16 protein-coding genes are annotated in these 23,204 nt (G+C 59.8%); 8 read left to right on the top strand and 8 right to left on the bottom strand.

What is annotated here, in order from left to right:
* Positions 1 to 42 precede the first annotated feature (42 nt).
* Both ACYQ2I_RS06815 and ACYQ2I_RS06820 read left to right on the top strand, forming a co-directional pair.
* Positions 43 to 534, top strand: a complete 492-nt coding sequence (locus tag ACYQ2I_RS06815; protein ID WP_460166257.1) for a hypothetical protein — start codon at positions 43 to 45, stop codon at positions 532 to 534.
* A gap of 104 nt (positions 535 to 638) precedes the next feature.
* On the top strand, positions 639 to 1,202 hold the full coding sequence (locus ACYQ2I_RS06820; RefSeq protein WP_460166258.1) for an elongation factor P: 564 nt from the start codon (positions 639 to 641) through the stop codon (positions 1,200 to 1,202).
* A gap of 51 nt (positions 1,203 to 1,253) precedes the next feature.
* On the opposite strand, the gene xseA is transcribed toward ACYQ2I_RS06820, so the two are convergent.
* The 6 genes from xseA to ACYQ2I_RS06850 form a co-directional block, all read right to left on the bottom strand.
* Complete coding sequence (gene xseA, locus ACYQ2I_RS06825) at positions 1,254 to 2,489, bottom strand: exodeoxyribonuclease VII large subunit (protein WP_460166259.1); 1,236 nt, start codon at positions 2,487 to 2,489, stop codon at positions 1,254 to 1,256.
* On the bottom strand, positions 2,486 to 3,355 hold the full coding sequence (locus ACYQ2I_RS06830) for a lysophospholipid acyltransferase family protein (RefSeq protein ID WP_460166260.1): 870 nt from the start codon (positions 3,353 to 3,355) through the stop codon (positions 2,486 to 2,488). The genes xseA and ACYQ2I_RS06830 overlap by 4 nt, the downstream gene beginning before the upstream one ends.
* A 46-nt stretch (positions 3,356 to 3,401) precedes the next feature.
* Positions 3,402 to 4,244: a diaminopimelate epimerase gene (gene dapF, locus ACYQ2I_RS06835; RefSeq protein ID WP_460166261.1), complete on the bottom strand. Its 843-nt coding sequence runs from the start codon at positions 4,242 to 4,244 to the stop codon at positions 3,402 to 3,404.
* A 205-nt stretch (positions 4,245 to 4,449) separates the two neighbouring features.
* Complete coding sequence (locus tag ACYQ2I_RS06840) at positions 4,450 to 4,773, bottom strand: hypothetical protein (protein ID WP_460166262.1); 324 nt, start codon at positions 4,771 to 4,773, stop codon at positions 4,450 to 4,452.
* Between the two features lie 179 nt (positions 4,774 to 4,952).
* Positions 4,953 to 8,150 (bottom strand): hypothetical protein, encoded by a 3,198-nt coding sequence (locus ACYQ2I_RS06845; protein ID WP_460166263.1) that lies wholly within the window; start codon positions 8,148 to 8,150, stop codon positions 4,953 to 4,955.
* A 58-nt stretch (positions 8,151 to 8,208) separates the two neighbouring features.
* Positions 8,209 to 9,492, bottom strand: coding sequence for an ArnT family glycosyltransferase (locus ACYQ2I_RS06850; RefSeq protein WP_460166264.1), 1,284 nt, complete (start codon positions 9,490 to 9,492; stop codon positions 8,209 to 8,211).
* A gap of 478 nt (positions 9,493 to 9,970) precedes the next feature.
* Between ACYQ2I_RS06850 and ACYQ2I_RS06855 the strand changes: the two genes are divergently transcribed.
* Complete coding sequence (locus ACYQ2I_RS06855) at positions 9,971 to 11,602, top strand: purine-cytosine permease family protein (protein WP_460166265.1); 1,632 nt, start codon at positions 9,971 to 9,973, stop codon at positions 11,600 to 11,602.
* Between the two features lie 126 nt (positions 11,603 to 11,728).
* Here ACYQ2I_RS06855 and tilS read toward each other — a convergent pair whose 3' ends face one another.
* Positions 11,729 to 12,697 (bottom strand): tRNA lysidine(34) synthetase TilS, encoded by a 969-nt coding sequence (tilS, locus tag ACYQ2I_RS06860; protein ID WP_460166266.1) that lies wholly within the window; start codon positions 12,695 to 12,697, stop codon positions 11,729 to 11,731.
* A 1,075-nt stretch (positions 12,698 to 13,772) separates the two neighbouring features.
* Between tilS and rny the strand changes: the two genes are divergently transcribed.
* From rny to ACYQ2I_RS06885, 5 genes are all read left to right on the top strand, one after another.
* A complete protein-coding gene (gene rny, locus ACYQ2I_RS06865; RefSeq protein ID WP_460168400.1) occupies positions 13,773 to 15,341 on the top strand; it encodes a ribonuclease Y in 1,569 nt (522 codons plus the stop codon).
* 69 nt (positions 15,342 to 15,410) lie between these two features.
* Positions 15,411 to 16,247, top strand: a complete 837-nt coding sequence (locus ACYQ2I_RS06870) for a TIGR00282 family metallophosphoesterase (protein WP_460166267.1) — start codon at positions 15,411 to 15,413, stop codon at positions 16,245 to 16,247.
* A gap of 144 nt (positions 16,248 to 16,391) precedes the next feature.
* Entirely contained in the window at positions 16,392 to 16,808 is a 417-nt protein-coding gene (locus ACYQ2I_RS06875) for a DUF2752 domain-containing protein (RefSeq protein ID WP_460166268.1), read from the top strand.
* A gap of 41 nt (positions 16,809 to 16,849) precedes the next feature.
* On the top strand, positions 16,850 to 17,515 hold the full coding sequence (locus ACYQ2I_RS06880; RefSeq protein WP_460166269.1) for a hypothetical protein: 666 nt from the start codon (positions 16,850 to 16,852) through the stop codon (positions 17,513 to 17,515).
* A gap of 379 nt (positions 17,516 to 17,894) precedes the next feature.
* Positions 17,895 to 18,944 carry an alpha/beta hydrolase gene (locus ACYQ2I_RS06885; RefSeq protein ID WP_460166270.1) on the top strand — a complete coding sequence of 350 codons (1,050 nt, stop codon included), beginning with the start codon at positions 17,895 to 17,897 and terminating at the stop codon, positions 18,942 to 18,944.
* Positions 18,945 to 19,744: 800 nt separating this feature from the next.
* Here ACYQ2I_RS06885 and secD read toward each other — a convergent pair.
* Complete coding sequence (gene secD, locus ACYQ2I_RS06890) at positions 19,745 to 23,104, bottom strand: protein translocase subunit SecD (protein WP_460166271.1); 3,360 nt, start codon at positions 23,102 to 23,104, stop codon at positions 19,745 to 19,747.
* Positions 23,105 to 23,204: the final 100 nt, after the last annotated feature.

The raw sequence follows: 23,204 nt of genomic DNA on the forward strand, positions 1-23,204 counted from the left end.
AAAGCCGGATTCGCGCTTGCTGTTTTCCGGAGTGCCCTGGGCATGTCGTTGTTTCAGAATCCCGAATACTGCTGGCGGGAGACGTTCTTGGTCTTTTTTGCCGCCGAGAATCGGCCGTCGGCTCACGAAATTGAAGCAGCGATGGAAAGCCTGGGGGGGCGTTATGTCCTGGCCAATTTGACGGCAACCGACGACGGTTTGTTCGACTCGGCCACCTTGTTGGCCCCAGACGATTTCGCCGCCATGGACATCTGCTACGTCGAAGATGAAGACGTAGCGGAGCAAGCACAGGAAACGATCGAGGAATTGCAGCGCGGTGATCGTGATGCCCTCGACCCGGATCAGGTGGCCAAGATCCGCAAGGCGACGGCAAGGATAGACGTACTCCACTTCGAACAAGTGGGCACGACGCGGGACGACTTGGACGACGAAGGCGACATGTTCGATCCCAGTGCCTTGATTTCCGTCTTGGAAATCCTGGCTCGCTTGACGCAGGGAGTGGCCGTCGATCCTCAATCGGGAACAGTCATTTGAAGACCTCGGTTCGACGAGTGCCTTCAGGGTAGATAATTCGTACCGAATGTGCCGGGGCGTCGACTGCCTTGGTGCGATTTCAGCGAAACGGGTGATTGCAATCGATGTTGGCGAAAGATATCAAACGTGGTGCGATCGTCGACTACAACGGCGCTCCTTGCATGATCGAGTCGATTACGGTCCAAACGCCTTCTGCTCGCGGGGCGGCGACGCTGTACAAGTATCGAGCACGAAACCTGTTGACAAAGCAAAAGGTCGACATCGTTCTCAAGGGAACCGAAGGCTTGGACGAGGCCGACTTTGAGCGGCGTCCTGTGACGTACATGTATTCGGACGGCACGCACGTCCATTTTCTCGACTCGCAGAACTACGAACAGTATTCGCTCGCGATTGCCGACGTAGAAGAGGAACTCAAGTTCCTCAAGGAAGGGCTGGAAGGTCTTTTCGTGCTCATATACCAAGAGCAGGCTGTGGGAATCCAATTACCGTTGGTCGTCGAGCTGGAAGTCGTCGAGTGCGATCCGTATGTGAAGGGAAACTCGGCAACCGGCCGTACGAAGCCCGCAAAGCTCGAAACCGGCGCCGTGATCCAGGTTCCCGAGTACCTCTCGCAGGGCGAAATCGTGAAAGTGGATACACGCACCGGCGAATTCCTATCGCGGGCGTAATCGCACGGCAACAGGGGTGTTGCCGGAAGAGCGAACGACCGGTCGGTCCGGTTATTCGTCCGGCAAGATCGTTTCCACGCGACTGGTGAAACGTCCGCGGGCGAGACGGGTGTGAATCCGATCACCGGGTGTCAGTTCAGCGGCGTCGCGCACGGGGCTGCCGTCTTGTGTGGTGGTGATGCTGTAGCCGCGTTCGAGAACGGCCAGCGGGTTCAACGATTCGAGTTTGCCGGCCAAGCGTGCCATGTATTCACCACTGCGGCGTATTTTCTCGCCGATGGCGCGGGCAAGTCTGGTCTCATACTCGTCGAGCGACTGTCGCCGTGTCTCGAGCATTTCCCACGGGCGTTGAAACACGCGGTGCCGAGACAACATTGCCAGTCGTTCGCGAAGCGATGCCGCCTTTTGCGTGAGTGTCGATTTCAGGCGGTGTTCATAGTCTTGTAGTTGCCGAATCAGGTCCTCGCGTGAAAGTGAAATGCGCTCACCGGCTTCGGTCGGTGTGAGTGCACGCAAATCGGCAGCCAGATCGCAAAGGGTGACGTCGATTTCGTGGCCGACGGCGGAAACGACCGGCAGCGAGGAATCGGCAACTGCCCGGCAGACGATTTCTTCATTGAAGGGCCACAAATCTTCGAGGCTGCCGCCGCCGCGAGTGACGACGATCACGTCGAAATGTTCTTTCCACCGGTTGGCGGCGAGAATTGCCTGAACGATTTCACCGGCCGCTTCGGTTCCCTGGACACGTACCGGCAAAATCGTGACGTGCAAGTCGGGGCGTCGCCGCCGCACAACCTGCAAAAAATCGTGAATCGCGGCGCCCGAGGGACTGGTCACGACGGCGACGTGCCGCGGGTAAAACGGTAGCGGCCGTTTCCGCTCGGGAGCGAACAGGCCTTCCTTTGCGAGCTTTTCCCGCAGTTGGCGAAAGGCCAGCTCCAGAGCGCCCAACCCTTCGGGCTGAATCTGTTCGACGACCAGTTGATACTTACCGTGCGGCGGATAGACATTCAGACGTCCGCGACAGACGACGGCCAGCCCGTCGTGTAGCTCGAATCTCACTTTTGCGGCCGTGCTACGCCACATGACCGCCGGAAGTTGAGCATCGGCGTCTTTCAGCGAAAAGTAGCAATGACCGGATCGAGGGCGGGAAAGGTTCGAAATCTCGCCGCCCACCCAGATTTCCGGAAAGGTTTCTTCCAGCACGAACTTGATGGCCCGCGTGACCTGCGAAACGGTCAGAATGCGCGGACGGCCCTCGTCGTCGGTCGGATAGCCGGTGTTCATCCAGCCTCTCCCTTCATATCGGCACGCCGCGGAAATGATGCAGGTCGTAGCGGATCGTGGTCGGCAAAAAGGGGATCATCCCGCACGACGCGAAATCGCCGTCGGGCAGTTGCAGATTCGACGGAAACGTCGGCTGCGCGTTGCGACTCGGGGGGAGCCGGACGCACCGCCGCATGCCCTCGAAAGAGCGGTAGACTTCCCGGGAGTCGTCCTCCGACAGCCCAGTTTTCTGCGGCGGTCGTCAAGCGGGACAAGAGTGTCTCGATTCGTCGCCGTTGGCTTTCGATTTGTCTGCGATCGAGCGACGGCGGGATCAAGATCGGCGGACCAACCACCGCTCGGGCGCGGGAAAAGGGACGGGGAATAGCGAAACGATCCCACGTCGGCAATCGCCATGGTCGGTCGTAGCCGAAACCCATCAGCACCAGCGGCATGCCCAAGCGCGATGCCAGATAGATCGGCCCCGCCGCCAACTGACGTCGCGGACCTCGAGGACCGTCGGGCGTGATCGTCAGGTGCTGCCCTTGTTCCTGCATCAATTGCCGCAGCGCCGCCGTTCCGCCGCGGTTTGAGGACCCCCGGACAAAGCGAAAACCCATCATCCCGGCTACGTACGAAAGGATATCGGCGTCGCGATGCCGTGAGAGCAGCATCGTCAAATGGCAATGCCCCCGCAGGTAAAGGGGAAACAAGATGTACTCGTGCCAGAACAGGTACAGCTTGGCCGTCGTGCATTCCTCGAACACGGGATCGATGGACCGGTCGTAATAATAGACGCGGTAATCCAGGGTGCCCATCCAGAGGCGAACGAGCGAGGTGGCGGTCAAGCCTACGAATCCGTTGAGGAGCGATCGGTTCCGTCCCATGCCGCCTTCATCTCCGTTTTGCGACGTGCCGGACGATTCCTCGGAACTATTCAGGCCATTCGCCGGTGAAGACCTCGACGGCGGGGCCGGTCATAAAAACGTGGTTGTTCTCGGCCCATTCGATTTCGAGGTCGCCGCCGAGCAAGTGTACGGTTACTCGACGATTTGTCTTCCCCGTCAAGACGCCCGCCACCCCGACCGCGCTGGCGCCCGTGCCGCAAGCCAACGTCTCTCCCGAACCGCGTTCCCACACGCGCATGTTCACTTCGCCGGGTGAGACGATTTCGACGAATTCGGTGTTGATGCGTTGCGGGAAGGCCGCGTGCCGTTCGATTTGCGGTCCGACGATATGGACCAGTTCATCGGTTAGTTTGTCGACGAAGATGACGCAATGCGGATTGCCCATCGACACGCACGTCACTCGATAGCGCGAAGCTGAAGCGTCGTCCAGGCGGAGTTCGGCGTCGACGACCGGCGAACCGGGAAGCGTAGTCGGAATCTGCGAGGCCTCCAAGATCGGCTCGCCCATGTCGACTCGCACACGAGCCACGCGGTCGTTTTCAAGTTCAAGGTGCAATGTCAGCACGCCGCGCCCGGTTTCGATGTGTAGCGGGTTTTTCCGTGCAATGCCGTGGTCGTACACGTACTTGGCAACGCAGCGAACGCCGTTACCGCACATTTCGGCTTCGGAACCGTCGGCGTTGAAGATGCGCATCCGCGCATCGGCCGTTTCCGAGGGTTCGATCAGAATCAGTCCGTCGCCGCCGACTCCGAAATGGCGGTCGGAAATGACTGGCGCCAAATCGGCCGGGGGGGACGGCAGTGTTTCGGTGAAGCAATCGACATACACGTAGTCGTTGCCGGCACCCTGCATCTTGGTGAATCGCATCGGTGGCTTTCCGCTCCTGGAAGCCTTGAGGTTTACTCAGCGGATATGCCGCTTGGGGTCGCGCAAAAGAAAGACGAGCTTCTGCTCGTTCGGTCGTTTTCCCATTCTAAAGGGGGTTGAGAAAACCAACAAGCTGCACAAACCGCGGCGCATAGGGTGCGACATGTTTCAACCGACAGCTTGCATTTCCGACGTGGAAGTGTCGTCAGCCGCATAGGTCGAGCAAATTGCCGGCCTGACCGGAGGCGTCTTTGCTGCGGGGTGTTTCGGAATCTTCCGCATCATCCTTCGGCGATTGGGTGGTGTCTTCCCAGATCCGGCGGCCGTCGGCATCGCGTTCACCGGTTTCGTGGTCTTCCCCGTCGGTTTCTCCGACACCGGCGGCGGCCTCGGCTTCCCGATCCATTTGAACTTGCCGATCTTGCTTGGCGGCGTCGGTTTTCACGCGATCGGTTTCGCTTCCGGCGCTTTGGGCGAAGGGTGTGCCGGCGGCTCCGGCAGCAAGCGGATTGAGCGGACCGATGCTCACGGTTCCACCTCCTTTCGGTTCGGGCGGTCGATCCGTCGAACTGCATAAAGCCGACGAACTACCGCCGCGGCACCCGGACAAGCACGTTCATTGCGGGGTGTCGAAGGGGCCGTGTGCTTGCGCAACCTGCGATTGCGTCACAAATCGGTCGCGAGAGACTCGATCACGGCATGTCGGCGTCAAAATCGCGGCGGCGGACCGAGACGCGGTCGTTGCGTCGTGGTCGTGCCCCCTTGCAACATCTGCAAGGCTTGATTCACGCCGGGAAAAGCCTCTCGTCGTACCAACGGATTTTGCAACGTTCCGCCCACGCGGACAAGAACGATTTGCTCGCTGGCGCCGCGGAACAATTCCCGCACGATCGGGATTTGCACCTCATTGCGCCCCAACATCGAGCGGAAGGTCAGCCGCACGTTTCCTTCCCGGTCGACCTCGCCTCCTCCGAGTAGGCTGATGGCGTCCCCTCGAAAGTTTAGCTCATCCAGGTAGATGTGACTGCCCGCCAATCGGAATTTGGCGTCGGCCTCGCTGAAGGCGGTGCGGTCGACTTCTTGAACGCTCAGAATCTTGAGTAGAGCGATCATCAACGGGAGTTCGTAGATATCGGCGTTTTTCAATTGAAAATTGCCGTAGCCGCTCATTCCGGCGATTCCGCGGCCGGTTCCCTGGAGGCTGACGGCGACCGACAGTTGTCCCTTGAGCCGGTTGGGAGTTCGGAAGGCCTCGCGGACCGTGCGGCCGAGATCGGCTTGTTCGAGCGAGAGCGTCAACGCGTACCGCAACGGATCGCTGAACAGCACTTGGCCGGCCGCATAGAGCGTTCCGCCTAAGGCGTCGGCTTGAACCGGGGAGGGATGGGACGGCATTTCGGCTAGCCGCCCCTTGCCGGCCGGTCCCACGCTCGGGTCGACCTCGTAGCCGAAGAGAACACGATCGTCGAGCAGCCGGAAGGGACCTCGTACTTGCGTCAACTGGATGCCGTCGTAGGTGGCCGAATCAAGCCGCAACAGGCCGTCGCTCAAAAGGCCTTCCGGGCCCCAGCCGCCGATCAGGCGAATCGTGCCGTTGACGTTTTCAAACAACACGCCGCAATCCAATGACGCCTGAACGAGCGCCGCTTCGATGTCCCAGTCGTAGCGACAGGGAGTGTTTCGGTCCGGTCCGCGGGCCAGCGAAAATCGCCCACGAACGTTGATCGGTTGCTTCAATTGAAGTTGTTCGAAGGCCGTGGCGGCACGTTCAGGCAAAGCATTCAACAGCGACCTGTCGATGCGGAAATCGTCGAGCCAAAGGTTGTCGAACGTGAGCGTCCACGCCCCTTGCGGAGTGAAGCGGCATTCCGCCGACGCTTCAAGGACGGTGTCGCCGTGTTCGGCTCGCAGTTTCGGCATCGAGACCTGGCCTTGACGGTATTCCAGTTCGCCCTGGATGGCGTCGAACCGGTAAGGAAAATAGACCGGTTCGATCGAAACCGTCTTTTCCACCGGTTTGGCGTGGAAGGTGACGGCTGCTTGCGGCCACCCCGTTTGATAGCGCACGACGGCATCGAGGTCGACTGCGCCTTGCGGTCGCAAGTCGTTCCATAGTTGCCGGGTTGTTTCGCCGGGCAGGGCGTCTCGCAGTTCGGCGTCGAGGGGAATGCCTCGTCCTTGTACCCGCAGGTCGAGCGCCCACACGCCGGGGGTTCGCTGTTGGAGTGAACCGGACGCCGTGATTCGGCCCGTGTCGTTGCTGCCGGACAGATCGAGGAACTGCCAGACGTCGTCCTGCATCACGAGCTTGCCGGTGATTCCCCCAATCGGATACGGAAAACGATCGTAACGTAGCGAGCACCGGTGCAAATCGGCCTCCAGATACTTGGAAGGCGTCTGCCCCGGTGCTTGGGTCGTGATCCGCAGAATACAATCGAGCGTGCCTTGCGGGTGGAGAGAGCGAACGACGTTTTGCGCCGTCATACTCGGTACGGCGGCGACGATCTGCTCGTCGAGAACGATGTTTTTCCCCACGACGGTCACGCTCCCGTAAGGGCCGGTGAGCGGATCGAGAATCGTGCCGGTGATCCGCACGGGACGTCCGCCTGTGGCTTGAGTTTGGAGGTCGATGGCCAATCGATTCCCCTGGAGATCCAGTATCCCCGCAGCGTGCGAAAGCCGATACGGAAAGCGATAGTACGTGAAAGCGGTGTCGAGTGCTTCCAGTCTCGCAGATAGCTGCGGCGTCTCGCTCAACGTATTCATATGCACGTCGAGGTTGATCACGCCCTCGGGGCGAAACTTTTCCCATACCTGCGAAAGGTCGCCGGGAAACAGAGTCAGCCACTGGCGATGCAACGTCACGTTGCGGGCGGAAGCATCAAGCAGGAACCCGTTTTGCAGGTCGTATCGAGGAACGATCAGTTGCCGGATGTGAACGGTCGCCCGACTTCCTTCGGCGGAAAGGTCTTCGACCCGTAGTTGCGAGTTGTCGCATTGGAAGCGACCGCGGATGTCGGTCAACGGGTGTGGGAGTCGCGGGTCGTCGATCCTTCCCCGGGCGATTTGACCGGACACGTCGAATCGAACGCCGGGGGTGGCTTCACGATCGAACGAGATTCGAAAGCCGCACACGATCTGGGCTCGCAACGTGCCCAGGACGGCCAGTTTTTCGGCCCACGACGACGGCAACGCTGCACGGGACTCGGGCGACAGCTCAAGTCCTTCGATCGATCCGCCGATGAATCCGCGGAAAGACTCGGGGTCGATATTTCCTTCGATGGTGATGCGATTCGCAAAATCGCCCGTGCAACTGCCCGTGATTTGTCGCAGGTCACGGCCGGTGGTCGCGTCTTTTTTCGGGTCGAATCGCAGGTCGATATCACGTAACGTCAATGAGCTGCGGGGGCGATCGGCATCGACGATCTCGATGGAGCCGCTGTCGATACGAATCGGGATCGGTTTCGGCCCCAGTTTCGGCAGCGGTAATAAACGCGAGAGACTCCAAGTTCCGTCGGGGTAAACGATGGCCCGCAATCGAGGGTGTTGAAGCACGACGGCATCGGCTTGGAAACGCCCCGTCAGCAACTCGTCGAGTGTTCCCGAGGACGGCAAATCGACCCGTTCGACTTCAAGGAGCGGCGGTTCGTCGGGCGGTACGTCGAGCGGTCGAATGGTGAGCCCGTGCAGAGAAATGCCTTCGCCCGGCTGATACTGCGCCGATCGGATGCGAATTGCCATGTCGCGATAATGCTTCGCGAAGAGGGCTTCCGCGTGCGAGCGAATCGCGTCGTCGAGACGGTTGTACGAATACGCGAGCGCAAAGACGGTTCCTCCCAGGACCACCAACAGGCCCCATTTCAGAAAGAACCATGTGATTTTGAATAGCCCGCGGGTTGGTGTCACGTTCGACCGTCCGTGGTTTGCCTTCGTGTACTGCCGACGCTTCCTTCGGCATCGACGCCTACGATAGTGGAGTCCGTTCCGTCTTCGATGTTTCGGGGTGACCGGTGTGTTTCCGGAATCGATTCCAAAGCGATACCGTTACCGCTGCCGAAAACACGATCATAAGCGGCATTACCGGTTGGCGATATCGAATCGAGCCGACGAACACGCAATGCAGTAGGGCAAAGTAGACGGCCGGGTACCACACCACGTGATACGCAAAGCCGCGTCTCATCGTTCGCACGATGCCCCCGATGCCGGTTGTCATCACGAACACATAAGATAAGGCGATCGCCGCCGCAGGCAATGGGCGGCGCAAAGCGGCTAAGTTGGGAACCGGATTCCAGGTGCGCAGGAATTTTTGTCCCGCAAGTTTTACGGCGTCCCATGGATGTTCCCGTATCCAGGCCACGGCCGCCTGCTTCATTTCGCGATCGATGGCCAGTTCGATTTCTATATCGTCGGCTTCCGGCATGGCGGCGACGACGTTGCGGACCATCGATTCGGTGAAGTCCATACGGCTGGAGCCGTCGGCCTCGGGATTGAACGCGTCATACAGGCTCGGGCCTACTTGAAGTGTGGTAGGTACGAATCGGCCGCAAACCCGGTAGTTGCGAATCCACCAGGGAACCATCACCAGCAACATCACCGCGACCGCAGTTGCTCCCGGTAACAAAATGCGGCGTCGGTCCTTCGTCAAGAGCATGCCGAGCAACGCGGCAAAGACCGGAAACAGCAAAAAGCTCGGACGGATCAATGCCGCCGCGCCGGCCAAAACTCCGGCTGCCGCGCCAAAACCGACGGCCGAAGCGCGCGACTTGCTCGTCACGCCGCTTGCCAAGACCCCGACGCACCAAACCAGGCACGCTGTGAACGGTGCTTCGGCGAGAATCAGCGTGCTGGTGAAAATGCTTCCCGGGTATAGGGTACATAGGCCGGCGGCGACCAGAGCGGTGCGTTCGTCGAACAATCGAGCGCTCAGCCAAGCGACACCGGCAACCGTCAGCGTTCCGAAACAGACGCTTACCAACCGAGCGAGCAGCGGCGAAACGTCGGACTCGCCGCACATCATCACCGGCGCGAGCAATAGCGGATAACCCGGCGTGCGGAAGACACTGCCGAAACGGCCGTAACGGTACGGTTCACCTTCGGCGATGCAGCGGGCAAGCACCCAGTAGCTTTCGCTATCGCCAAAGAAAAATCGACCGTCACATTGCTGATCCCACCACCACGCGGCGGCGAGCCGGATGCCGAATGCGGCCGACAAGATCAGGATCAGCCATCGGCTTCCTGTCCGATGCATCTCCGGCTCCTGCCTGAAAGGGTAGAGAAGGGGGTTCCGGGATTCGTTCGCGCGCTCGGCGAAACGACATCCCCGCGCGTCCGTGCTCAAATGACGTTCTGATTCGGCGTAAACTCTGAAACGGTATGGTACTTCGGACGGTCCAGGCGGGTCAATGCGAGAATCGCCGGGGGACGTGGTTCACTTGCGATCGCGGGCGTTTTCTTAGGTCCCATTGGAAAGCGAAAGCAGAAGATGGGGTGTATGGGTGATGTGGGGTGGATCGGTCAATTGTATCGACTTGCGTCCGAACTCGGCCGATGATTGCCGGTTGCGGTGGGGTGGAGTGTGGACTTCCGGTGTGGGGTTATTATACTCAGTCGAGACCGTCGGCGATGTCGGCATTGATAGCAGTGTCGGCAATGGGTACGCGGCAAGGCGTAGGGCGAAGACGGTGGTCGCCCGAGGTCCCGAATAAACCCACAGGAGGTTTGAGTCTATGGCAACGAATCTTCCCGATTACGTGGCTTCGGCGAAACCGGTTCCATTGGACCAACGAACGCCGTGGTACAAGAGTACGGCACCGACGTATGCCGGTATCATGCTCTGGTTCGTGTTTTGGCAACAGGTGCCGGCCCTGGACGGGTCCATCGTCGGTGGAGGGCTGGCTGCCGGGTTGGGCGTCGCGATCGGATCGTTGATCGTGGCGGCACTGATTTGCCATTACCTGTTCTATCTCGTACCCGGCAAGCTCGGTGTGCAGACGGGGCTGCCCTTGTACATCGTAGGCACGTCGACCTACGGCGTGATCGGTGGGTTCATCTTGCCCGGGTTCCTCATGGGCTGCCTCCAGTTCGGGTGGTTGAGCGTCAACGCCTACTTTACCTCGGGACTGCTGTGTAAGCCCTTCGGGATCGAAGCCGGAACACCGGGGTTCTGGGTGGTCGCTGTTGCGTTCATCATCCTGGCAACCGTCTTGGGGATTGCCGGGATTCAGTACGTGGCCAAGGTGGCGACGTACCTTCCGTTGCTGCCGTTGGCGGTGTTGATCATCTTGACCGTGTTGACCATCGGTGGGATTGGAAAATTCGATGCGAAGCAGTTCGTAGCCGATGCCGGAGCGCCGCCCGCCGCATCGGAAAATGACGATACGGCAGACGATGCGACTGCCGCACCGGCGGATGCGGAAGACGCCGACGACCAGGCTGATGAAGCCGAAGAGGCGGCTGCCGAAACCGAGGATGCGGACGAAGCCGCTGAGGCAGCCGAGGAAGATGACGCGGACCAAGCCGCTGACGCCGAAGAACAGGCCGATGATGCCGAAAACGAAGCTGCCGCCGGGGAAAACAAGTCGAAGCCCGGCACGCCGTTGAACGTGTTGTTGGTCATGTGCACGGTGGTCGTCGGGTTCTTTGCGACGGCCGGAGCCGCCGGGGTCGATTTCGGGATGGGGAATCGCGACGAAAAAGACGTTCAGTTGGGCGGTCTGGTCGGTATCGCCGGAGCCATCGTGTTGACCGGCGTGTTGTCCCTGCTCATCGTGGCAGGGGCCTATGGAATGGGATACATGAAGGACGGCGTTATTCTCCTCACGCCGAATGTCATGAACAAGATTCCGGCCCTTGGTGAAAAAGGGGCCGGCGTGCTCTGGTATCTGTTGGCGATTGCCGCTTTTCCGCCGGCGTGCTTCTCGAGCTTCATCGCGGCCAACAGCTTTAAGACGACGTTGCCGAAGGTCAATCCCTTCGTGTCGTGCGGTATCGGTGCCGCGATTGCCGCCGTATTGGTCATCACCGGCGCGGCCGGGAATGCCGCCGGCGTGTTCACCGTGATCGGTGCTTCGTTCGGGCCGGTGTGCGGGGCGATGGCTGCCGATTACTTGCTGGCCGGACGCAAATGGGCCGGGCCGCGGGCAGGATTCAATCCTGCCGGGTGGATTTCCTGGCTCGTGGGATTTGTCGTCGGCGGTATCGACTTGATTTTGGGAACGTCCTACGTTCCCTGCCCGCCGGTGGCGGCTTTCCTCGTCGGCTTCGTGCTCTACTTCATTTTGGCGAAAGCCGGGATGGAAAGTGCCGTCTTGGAGATGCCCCAAGCCGACGCTGGAGAAGAACAGTCGGCTGAGGGCTGATGCCTCCACGTTTGTTTGGAGCGCTTTTTCGGATTGAGCGAAGCGACGCCCGAGTAAAGACCGTTACGGTCTTGTTCGGGCGTCGTAATTTTTTCTTGATCGGCCGCGAAAATGGGACCGCTTGCTTCAGACCGACGGTTCAGCGGCCGAACGCCGCCGGATGATAATCAATTTGCCGTGGGATCGAACATCGACGGCTCCCGGCAACGTGAACAAACCGCGAGTTTGCATCGAGGGGGGGTCGACCGAGCGCACGGCCTGCTCAAGACGGTGCCAATGGCGAGCGGTCATGTCACGGAGAGGCCAGCCTTGCTCCGTCCAGATCGCGTACAGCCATTCCCGAACGACGGGGCCGGGTACCGTTCGCAAGCGAGCCGGATCGACGACGATGCAGCCAGAACGCTTTGTCCGCAGCGCGAGCCGATCGACCTGTTCGACGGCAAAGCGTCTGATCTCGGCTTGATCCTGCGCCAGCCGCGCCAGACGTCCGAGGGCGCGATCCACCGACGGATTGAAACGACGTCGCAAAAGCGGCAGCAACCGATGCCGGATTCGATTGCGGGTATAGCGAAGATCGTGGTTCGTGCAATCCTCCCGGAACGGTTGCCCGATGGCAGAGAGGTACGATCGCAGCTCGGCCCGCGTGACTTCGAGCAACGGTCGGATGAGGACCGCAGGCGGCAACGGCCGCGTACGGGGAATGCCCCCCAGACCGCGGATGCCCGTTCCCCGAAGAATTCGGTGGAGTACGGTTTCAACCTGGTCATCGGCTGTGTGGGCGGTGGCGACGTAACGCGCCCCGAGTTCACCGGCGAGTTCTGCCAGCAGTTGATAACGCGCCCGGCGAGCCGCGGCCTCCAAGCCGACGGCGGCGGTCATTTCGCGTATCGGCCGAGACGGATGAACCAGCCGGCATGGAAGTTGAAGCTGCTCGGCCAAGTCGACGACGAATTCGGCGTCGGCATCGGCTTCTTCACCTCGGAGTCCGTGGTGGACGTGCACGGCGATCAGGCGGCCCGCTCCGGGCCGGCGTAACGCTGCCAAGGCTCTCAACATAGCGACACTGTCGGCCCCTCCCGATACGGCAGCCAACACGGTGACATTACTCCACCGTTTGGGGGGCCATGCCGTGGCAATCTTGCCGATTACCGCATGCCCGTCGGTGTATGATTTGCGAGCCGATGTCATGGTACGAACAAATGAAAAAGAACCCAACGTGTGTCGCGACGATCCGGACTCGGCCTTGCGCCGGCGCGTCCTTTCCCCCTCAAGGAGCCGATGCACGGGACGCTTGGCGCGATTGGAATGCGTAAGCGGAGAAACGATCGTGAGTTATTGTCGAAGCGGCGACGGATTTCAAGCTTGCGGAGCCTTACGTCAGGGAATAATATTAGGGACAGATTACCAGATCGAGTTTCGAGCCCCCTGAATGGGTTCGAGCTCGATGGAACACGAGAAGAGGATTCTCGTTCGGAATACGGTAATTGCGTACAGTCAACACAAGTGTCTACCCACGGAAACCAAGCTGGCTAGCCGGATCCGCGGGAGGTCGGACACCAAAACGAACTTGCGAACGTTGGATCGAGCATCTTGACGTGTGAGTGCGAGGCGGGGCACTGCCTCGCATGGTGAGAACGAAATGAGCGGAATTGGGTGGCTGATTCTGGCGGCGATACGGTGGGTTTATGCCCTGTTGTTTCCGACGACGGGGAACCACGCCACGATAACGCTTACCATCGGCGAATCGGAACGTCGCTTTGAGTCGGCTCTGACACAAACCGGCAAGAAATCCCTCGCTGTGCGATCCGGGATGATTCGCGGACCGACGGGCTGCCGGACTGTGCCGACTGTGGTTCGGCGCTTACGGCGGGGATGCCGTTCTCTCATCACACCTTCGTCGGGGGGATTGTCTACAATAACACGTTCTCCGGTTCTTTGGTGTATTGCAACTTGCCTTTGGGGCGATTCGCGATCAAATCCGACTTCTCTTGCGACGGTTCGGTGCTTCGAACCTTGGGCGATTTCGAGCTTCAGAAATCGCAACTGAGGTAGGCCGGGGGGCATTAGGGCCCTAGATGGGCCGGATGCCGCCGGTAAAGGCTTGGCGACGTGTGGCGGACACCTTGATTGCAAATTCAGGAAGGTGAACGTCATGCTCAGCCGGTCCCTGGTGCTTGCCCAAAACAGCGGGCAGGTCATCTTCGTCATCGTGCTCTGCTGTTTGGTGGCGGGGTTGACCTTGGCCTTGGTCAAGCTGCTCGACTACCTGCGCAAGAAGGACGCCGAAAGCGAAGCGCAAAAGATCATCGAAAAGGCACGACAGGAGGTCGAAACGTTGCGTCGAGAGACGCAGCTGGAACTCAAGGAGCAGGCGATCCAAGAGAAAGCGGAACGCGAGAAAGAGTTCCAGGCGATCCGCGAGGAGTTGCATCAGCGCGAGCGGGCCCTCGAAAAGCGGGAAGATGCCGTCGAAGAACAGGCCGAACAGCTCCGCAAGCAAGAAAAAATCGTCGAGAATACGCAGCGGCGACTTACCGAACGAATCGAAGAGGTCAATCGACGCCGTGAAGAGCTGGACAAGCTGCTTGATATGCAGCGGCAAACGCTGCACGAACTCAGCGGCCTGAGTCGGGAAGAAGCGACCAAGCGGTTGTTGGAGATTCTCGAAGCCCAGCTTCAGGAAGAGGTCGGGGCGGTGGTGCTGCGCCACGAAGAAAAGGTCAAGCAGCTTTGTGAGGAGAAATCCCGCGAAATCCTGCTCACGGCCATCCAACGCTACGCGGCCGCCCACACCGCCGAGACGACCACCAGCACCGTCGACATTCCCAACGACGAAATGAAAGGGCGTATCATCGGCCGCGAAGGGCGCAACATCAAGGCGTTCGAAAAGGCGACCGGTGTCGACGTCATCATCGACGATACGCCCGGGGTCGTCATCGTCAGTGCGTTCGATACGGTGCGTCGGGAGATCGCCCGCGTGGCGCTGACCAAGCTGATCGCCGACGGACGTATCCACCCCAGTCGGATCGAAGAGGTCGTGCTCGAGACGGAACAAGAATTGGATCGAATGATCCAAAAGGCCGGGGAGGCTGCCTGTCAGGAAGTCGACGTGCACAAGGTCCACGAGCGATTGGTGCATTTATTGGGCCGTTTGCAGTTTCGCACAAGCTATAGCCAAAACGTCTTGCGGCATTCGATCGAAGTGGCGTTTCTGGCCGGAATGATTGCCGACGAGTTGGATCTCGATTGCCGTTTGGCACGTCGCTGCGGGCTGCTTCACGACATCGGGAAGGCGGCGGACCACGAGATGGAAGGCGGTCACCCCGAAATTGGGGCCGAATTGTTGAAACGGTACGGAGAACCGCCGGAGGTTGTCCACGCCGCCGCAGGGCACCATGACAATTTGCGAATCGACAACCCGTACACGGTGATCGTGGCCGCCGCCGATGCCTGTAGTGCGTCGCGGCCGGGAGCGCGGCGAGAAACCCTCGAACGCTATATCAAGCGCATGGAAGAATTGGAGGGGATCGCGGCCTCATTCCCTGGTGTCGAACAGGCTTATGCCATTCAGGCAGGCCGGGAGCTGCGTGTCATGGTCAATGCCCGACAAACTACCGACGAGGTGGCCGCCAAGATTTGCCGCGACATTGCCAGGGCCTTTGAAGAACGGCTGAATTACCCGGGTGAGATCAAAGTTACGGTGCTGCGGGAAACGCGGTGCACCGAAATCGCACGTTAGGGGAAGGACGACCACCGGCGCCGGGACGACGGTACTTGGTCGAGCATCGAGCAGTGAAAGGGTTCGCGAGTGCGATTGTTGATGGTGGGGGACGTCGTAGGGCGTCCGGGACGCCGCATCGTAGAACGGGCCGTCCCCCTATTGCGACGCGTGCGCGACATCGATTTCGTCGTCGTCAACGGTGAAAACGCCGCCGGAGGTTCGGGGTTGACCCCCGACATGTACCGTTCTTTCATCCGGCACGGCGTCGATTGTGTGACGATGGGCGATCACGTGTTTCGACGCAGCGAGATTCAATCGGTGCTCCAGTCCGAAACGCGCATCGTTCGACCGGCAAACTATCCGCCGGAAGCGCCGGGCCGAGAATTCACCGTATTGACGGCCCACAACGGTGTGGCCGTCGGGGTGATCAATCTGTTGGGCCGCGTGTTCATGCGCCCGGTCGATTGCTATTTTGTCGCCGTGGACCGCGTATTGTCGCGGATGTCGGACCGTGTCCGCGTGATTCTCGTCGATTTTCATGCCGAAGCCACAAGCGACAAACAACTGCTGGGCCGCTACCTGGACGGAAAGGTTTCCGCCGTTTTGGGCACGCACACGCACGTACCGACCGCCGACTCGTGCATTCTGCCCGGCGGAACGGCCTTTCAGTGCGATGTCGGGATGACGGGGCCCCACGACAGTATTATCGGCCGCCGGGTGGATCGTGTGATGCGGACAACGCGAACGTTCTTTCCCACGCGATTCGACGTGGCGACCGGCGACGTGCGGCTGAATGGAGCCGTCGTGACCGTGGACCCCTCTAGCGGGAGGGCGACGCATATCGAGCGCATTTGCTTGACCGATGCCGATCTCGACGCGCTCGAGCGAGAGGCGCAGGAAAACGACGTCGGCAACGGTAAGTAGCGAGGGCATCGGGGGATCGAATCAATCTTGTCTGGGGGGCGAGAAGACGCTATCCTCCCGTCCGATCGGTCTGGAGCCATGAACAAGACCGGCAAATTCGGCGGTGTGAACCTATTTCGCAAGACAAACTGCCGATCGAGGCGAATGGGCCGTAGGGCACGTTGCTTGATCGGAGGGGTGGCCGTCGGACTGGTTGCCTTATTCGTGATCGCTGCCGTGCTGCGTCCCGACCCGACCGGCCTGGGAACGCACCAGCAGCTCGGATTGCCGCCGTGCACGTTTCGCGTCGTGTTCGGGGCACGCTGTCCGACCTGCGGGATGACGACCGCCTGGGCGAACTTGATGCACGGACGCTTGGCGGCAGCCCTGCGGGCGAACATCTCGGGCACGGTATTGGCCGTTTTGGCGGCGGTTTGCGGAGTGTGGTTGGCTGTTTCGGCAATCCGCGGGAGTTGGTGGCTCGTCGAGCCGAACGACAGATGGACGGCGGTCATTTCCCTAGTGATGGCCGGCTGCATCATGGCGGAATGGTTGATTCGCTTGTGGATGGAATCACGCTGAGGCGAATTCGGAAAACACTCGGACGACTGCGAGGGAACGCAATGACTCGCGAGGGAACGCGGCGAAAGTGCACGGTTTGGATGGGACCGGTGGTCGTGCTGTTGCTCGGGACGGCCGGCTGCAACATCCTGGCGACGGCAGCGTGGATAGCCCGAGGGCACAAAGTATCGCCCGAGTTCGAAGGCCTCAAAGAGAAACGCGTGGCCGTGGTCTGCCGACCGCTGGTCAATCTGAGCTACCGCGATTCAAGTATCGATCGCGATCTGGCGAGAAATCTGAACACCCTCTTGCGAAGGAACCTACCGCAAAAAAGCAACGTCGAGATCGTCGACCAGCAAGAAGTCGACGCGTGGACGGATGAAAATACTTGGGACGAATACGTGGAAGTCGGAAAGGCTTTGAAGGCCGACGTGATTATCGGCGTCGATATCGAAGGTTTCAGCTTGTACAAGGGGCAAACCGTTTACCAGGGGAACGCCGATCTGTTTGTGCGGGTAATCGATTGCCATACGGGCGAAACCTTGTTCGAGAAGCCGCTCTCGCAGATCGTCTATCCCCCGAATAGTGTCGTGCCGGCGGCAGAAAAGCCGGAACAGATGTTCCGCCGTGAGTTCCTCGCGGTGTTGGCCGACGAAGTCGGAAAGCTCTTTTATCCCTACGATCCCACTGAATATATGGCGATGGACGCCAAGGCTTTTCACGACTAGGCGTGCCGTCGACCGGTAAAACAAGCAGAAACGCCTTTCAAAGCGGCCCATGTCGGCCGCTTTTCTATTGGGAGAACGCCGAGGGATGCTTCCCGGCTTTCTCGTTGCCGAGATCGTAGCCCCGGGACGGATGCGGTAACGTAGGGTTGCGATAGGATATGACATCCTGTTTTGTTCGATTGACGTTGTCTACCACCCCGGTTAGGATGGCCCGTAGGCTCCGGTTTACGTCAAATTGGGGGGCTGTGTTGCTCAGCGGGGGTGTGGAACCAAGCTTTGTCGGGGAGCGTCCAAACGAATGGACGGAGAAGAAGAGGCGCGATTCGTCCGATCTTGCGGATCGGTTGATCGCCGGCGTTCGACAACGAGGAAAAGAATCATGAAGCGGTTGACATGTGGGTTTCGGATTGCCGTAGCGGTTTGCCTGATCGTCTCGGGTAGCTTCGTTTTCGGGCAGCAACCCATCCCGCGACGCCCTCCCGTCCCGCCGCGAGCCCAGCCGCAAACGCCTCGTCAACCTGTCCGGCCTGCGGCGCCCCAACCGGCGGCGACGCAGCCTAAACCGGCGACCACGCCGGCACGCCCGGTGAGGTTGCCGCCGCCCGTGGAGATCGGCGGATCCGATCTGCTGACGAAGGACGGTGTTCAACTGACCGCGACCTACTACCCCAGCACCAAGGGGAAGGATGCCGTCGTTTTGGTCCTCTTGCATGATTACAAGGGAAGTCGGCGCGATTTTGCACCGTTTGCCGAGATGCTGCAACAAGCCGGGCATGCCGTGTTCGTGCCCGACCTGCGAGGCCACGGCGACAGTACACGGGCAGCCGGTCCGCGGGGGCCGATTACCCTGCGGGCGGAAGATCTACCGGCAACCGCTTATGCCGCAATGGTCCAATACGATATGGAAGCCATCAAGTCCTTTCTGTTGAAAGAAAACAACGCTGAAAAGCTGAACATCGAGAAATTGGGCGTGCTCGGCGTTGGAATGGGGGCCACCGTCGCCTGTGATTGGGCACGATTGGACTGGAGTTGGCCGATTTACCCCGGCTTGAAACAAGGCCAGGATGTGAAGGCGCTGATCCTGATTTCGCCGCAATGGTCGTTGGGTGGGCGGCTCAATCTACAAGCGGCCCTCCAGCATCCGGCCGTCTCGCAGAAGCTTTCCGTTTTCTTGGTCGTCGGACGCAGTGACTCGAAGGCTGCCGGCGACGCGAAACGGATCTACAACCTCCTCAAGCGTTTCCATCCTGATCCGCCGGAAGGCCAAGAGGCAATGCGCGACCTCGTCTATGTCGAACTCCCCACTCGTTTGCAGGGACGTGAATTGTTCGGCAAGCAAGGATTGCAGCTTGAACGCTGGATCATGACGTTCGTCGAAAACCGGCTCGACAAGCAGCCCTTCCCGTGGGCGGAACGCTCCAAGAAATGACACCATCCACCGCAAGTTCGACGGTGTGCGCGTACCCTTACCGCGACAGTCTTGGAATTGGGACCAGCGGCGGTTCGGCGATGGCAGGAGAATCGCTTGAACGGTTCGGTCGTGTCTCGCTGGCGGCTATCGGATCTTGGCCATTCGCGACGGGGATTCGGCGAGCAGGCGATTTATCGCTGCTGCGGTCGTGTGGTGCTACGGGGTAACTTCGCGGCAATGACGGAATCGGCCCGATTTCCAAGGTCGGAAAACGGTTCTGCGGTTGTCGTTCTCGAAAGGTAGCGGTCGTTCGCTCACGAGCCGCTTCTTCCCAGTCGGAGGCCACCGGAGGGAGAGGAGATTCCGCCGTCCGCACCGGCTCGGAAAGCGGTAAAGGGCGGGGCACAAGGATCAGTCCGGCCCCGAGTAGGCTGCGAATCACGAGGATCGCGACCGCGGCAAAGCCGAGCGAGAGAACGATCCTGCGATGCACAACGATACCTCGACACTTCGGACCAGTTCAGCCGGGTTGTCACCCGGATTTCGTGGACGCCTGCGCCATCACTAATTCGGCCGGTCGATATCCCGAAGTTTTGCCGGTTTGGCGGCACGTCGAGGCTTGAATGCAAAAGTCCGTCGGCTGCGCCGGTCAAGAAAACGTTTGCGAGAGTTCGGAAAAGAAAAGTTCGAGAGTGCTTACCGGCGGTATCGATTTCAAGCGGTGCAAACGCTGCAAGTTGCCTGACAGCGGTTATCAAGAACGACAAACGGGCGGACTGCGGTAAACAGTCCGCCCGATCGGCAACATAACTCTAGGCTTATGAAATGTGTTTCAGCTTTCGCCCATTGCCGTTGGGTTCCGGCGGTTTCGGAGAGAACCACAGCAACACCGGCGACGCGATATAGATCGAACTGTACGTCCCGACGATGACGCCGACGACCAATGCGAACGAGAATGCGTGAATCCCGGCACCACCGCCGATGTACAGCACGAGGACGACGAACAACGTCGTCAATGATGTGATCAAGGTACGGCTTAGCGTTTGATTGACGCTGTTGTTGATCATTTCGCCGCTGAGGTACGGGGACTTGCCTTTGATCTCGCGGATGCGGTCGAACACGATGATCGTGTCGTTCAGTGAGTAACCGATGATCGTCAGGAAGGCGGCCAGCACCGATAGACCGATCTTAAATTCGTTGATCAACAAGAAGCCCAGGAATCCCGTGACGTAAGCGCTTAGGGCGATCATACTCAAGGTGGTCAACACGTCGTGCACCAAGGCGACGACGGCCGCAAGCCCGTAGCTGACGCGGGTGAAGCGAACCCACAAGTAGCCTACGATACAAAACAGACTGCCGATCAACGCCCACATGGCCAACCACCGCGTTTTTACAGCCACCTTACCGCCGATCGTGTTCGACGACGGGAAGTAGGGCGTGTTCTCGACTTCTTCCTTCAGTCGATTGAGGATGGGCATGCCCTCTTCCGGCGATGTATCCAACATCACTTCCCATTCTTTGTACGACTCGGTATCACCGCGGCGATACGATTCGTTGGAAATCTCGTAACGAATTTCGCGATCGCCTATCGCCGCTTGCAAGAGTTCTTCCACGCCTTCGTAACTGATCTTGTGTTCGAAGACCAATCTTGCACGGGTTACGTTACTCGCTGCCGAAGAGCTGTCGGCGGGAGGACTTTCCGGTTCGGTAACGTCGTTGCCGGTATCCCCGTTGTTTGTAGCCGGCGCACTGTCATCCGCAGACGTCGTGTCGGTTTCTCCGTCTTGGAGGGTAGCGAACATGGCACCGGCGATCGCGGCGTCACGGGGCAACCACGACGATTGATCGGACGACGAGGAAGCCGAGATCGGTTGGATTTCAACCGAGTAGTGAACGAGTTTCTTGCCGAAGGTTTGCGCGATTTTGTCTTTGACTTGCTGTAAATAGGCTTCTGCCTCGGAACCCGGCGGACTGGACGTATTGATCATGAACCGCCGACCGGGTTCCTCGCCTTGTAGCCGGACATCGCTGACGGCCAAGTCTCGTAGATCTTTCAATTCCCGGCGGATGTCGGCGATATCTTGCGGTTCGGTGAAATACGTTTCCAGGGCGACACCGCCGGTGAAGTCGATATCCAGCAAACCCGAGCCTCGCTGATAGACGGCGACCATCCCGGTAAGAATGAGCAGGCCGGAAAGGGCCATGGCCACGTTCTTGGCTGCCATGAAGTTGATGTTCGTTTTGTCGATCAAACGCATCATGGTCAGCTTGGTGATCCAGCGCCGCCGCTCGGCGATTTCGAAGACGATGCGGGCACAGTACACGGCAGTGAACAAGCTGAGAGAAACCCCCAGGAAGAGAGTAACCGCGAAGCCTTTCACTTGATCCGTACCGACCACATAAAGGACGACCGCAGTAATCAAGGTGGTCACGTTCGAGTCGACGATGGCGCTCATGGCCTTTGCGAAACCGTTGCGAATCGCCATGCGCAACGTGGCTTTGCGGTCGAGTTCTTCACGGATGCGTTCATAGATCAGCACGTTCGCGTCGACCGCCATACCGACCGTCAACGTGACGCCTGCCAAGCCGGGCAAGGTGAAAGCGGCTTGGATCAGGATCATGATCGCCACCAGCATCAAGAGGTTCATGACCACTGCTAGTGAGGCGACGATACCGGCGAAGCGATAATAGAAGATCATGAACGCGAACACGAGCACGGCGGCGATTGCCATCGCCACGACGCTCTGCTCGATCGTATCACGTCCCAATTGGGGCCCCGTGATCAACCGGCTGATCGGTTCGGGGCTGAGTTGTGCCGGCAGGCTGCCTGCCTGTAGTACCTGCAACAATTCACGCACTTCTTCCCGCGTAAAGTCACCGGAAATTTGGCCTCGAGCGCCGATCTCGGATTTCAAGTTCGGGGCCGAGTGCATGAACCCGTCGAGGATGATGCCTAACCGCCGCTTGAATCCCGTTTTCGGGTCGGGGGCATTCGCGCCGGTCAAGTCGGCGAATCGTTGGGCGGGGACGGCTTTCAATTGGAAGTCGACCGCCGGCGAGCCTGTTTCGTCGACCCCCTCGCTCACCCGCGCGAGGTCTTCACCGGTGATGTCGTAGCGATCTTTGACGACGAGAACTTGCAGCCAGGGCTCGTTCCGATATTGACCTTCACGCAAGGCAATTTCACCGAACGAACCGATGCTGTCTTCTTTTCCCTTGGCGATCGGGACCCACCAAGCCAGCAGTTGTCCGTTTTCGTCACGCAGTTCCTGTTCGTCGGGCGGCAACTGCATGGCTCGTTCGATCAGGGACTGGTGGTCGCGTCGGTTGGCCAGGATGCGAAACTCCAGCGTTCCCACGCTCGAGATGATGCGTTCGAGGCGAGCGACTTCGTCTTCGTCGACCTCGGGAACGATGATTTCGATCTGTTTCGGGCCGTACCGGCGGATCGTGACTTCTTTGACGCCGCTGGGGTTGACGCGTTTCGAGAGGGCGGCGATGAGTTGGTCCATGTCGACCGATCCGCTGCGGTTCGGCGTATCCGTCCCGCCGGCGGTCGGCTCTTCGATTTCGTAGACCATGATCACACCACCGCTGAGGTCGATCCCCAACTTCGGCGGCCACCGAGTCGCCAAGACCACGACGCTGGCGATGACGCAGAAAAGTATCAGTGAAATGCCCGTCGACTGGTTGGGTACATTCCACTGCCGGGCAAGGAAGTTGCCCACCACGATGGGGACGACGAAAACCAGGACGAGAATCGCGGCGAGCATCAACCCGTTCATCAAGCGGGTGGTCGTGGTCGCCTCTTCGGTTCCGGTCGTTTCGCCTTCCGCTGCGGTTTCTTCGGCGGTCGGTTTTTCGCCGGTCGCTTGGTCGGAGGTTGCGTTTTCAGGTGTTTCCGGTTCCGTTCCGGCCGTGTCGGTAGTCGTCTCGCTTTCTGCGGCTGCGTCGCCGGGAGCGTTTTCGGACGCCGAATCAGCCGCCGGCGGGGCTTTCGTTTCGGCTGCCTCGGTCGGAGTCGACGTGGGCGTGGCAGCCACATCGGCAGGAGCGGCCTGCTCGACGGCCGATGGTTGCTCCTCCGCCGACAAGGGGGCCGACGTGCCCATCAAGGTCATGCCCAAACCGACCAATGCCGCCCACAACACCGCCTTGGAAAGACTGCGGGACGACATTCGGAAACCACCGGATGAGGTAGGAAGGTTCGTGGACTGCCGCATTGCCGATCCTATTCGTATCTGTGTCGATATCGATGAACTTCTCGGCCGAAGCCGA

The organism is Thermostilla marina (genome assembly GCF_054657455.1).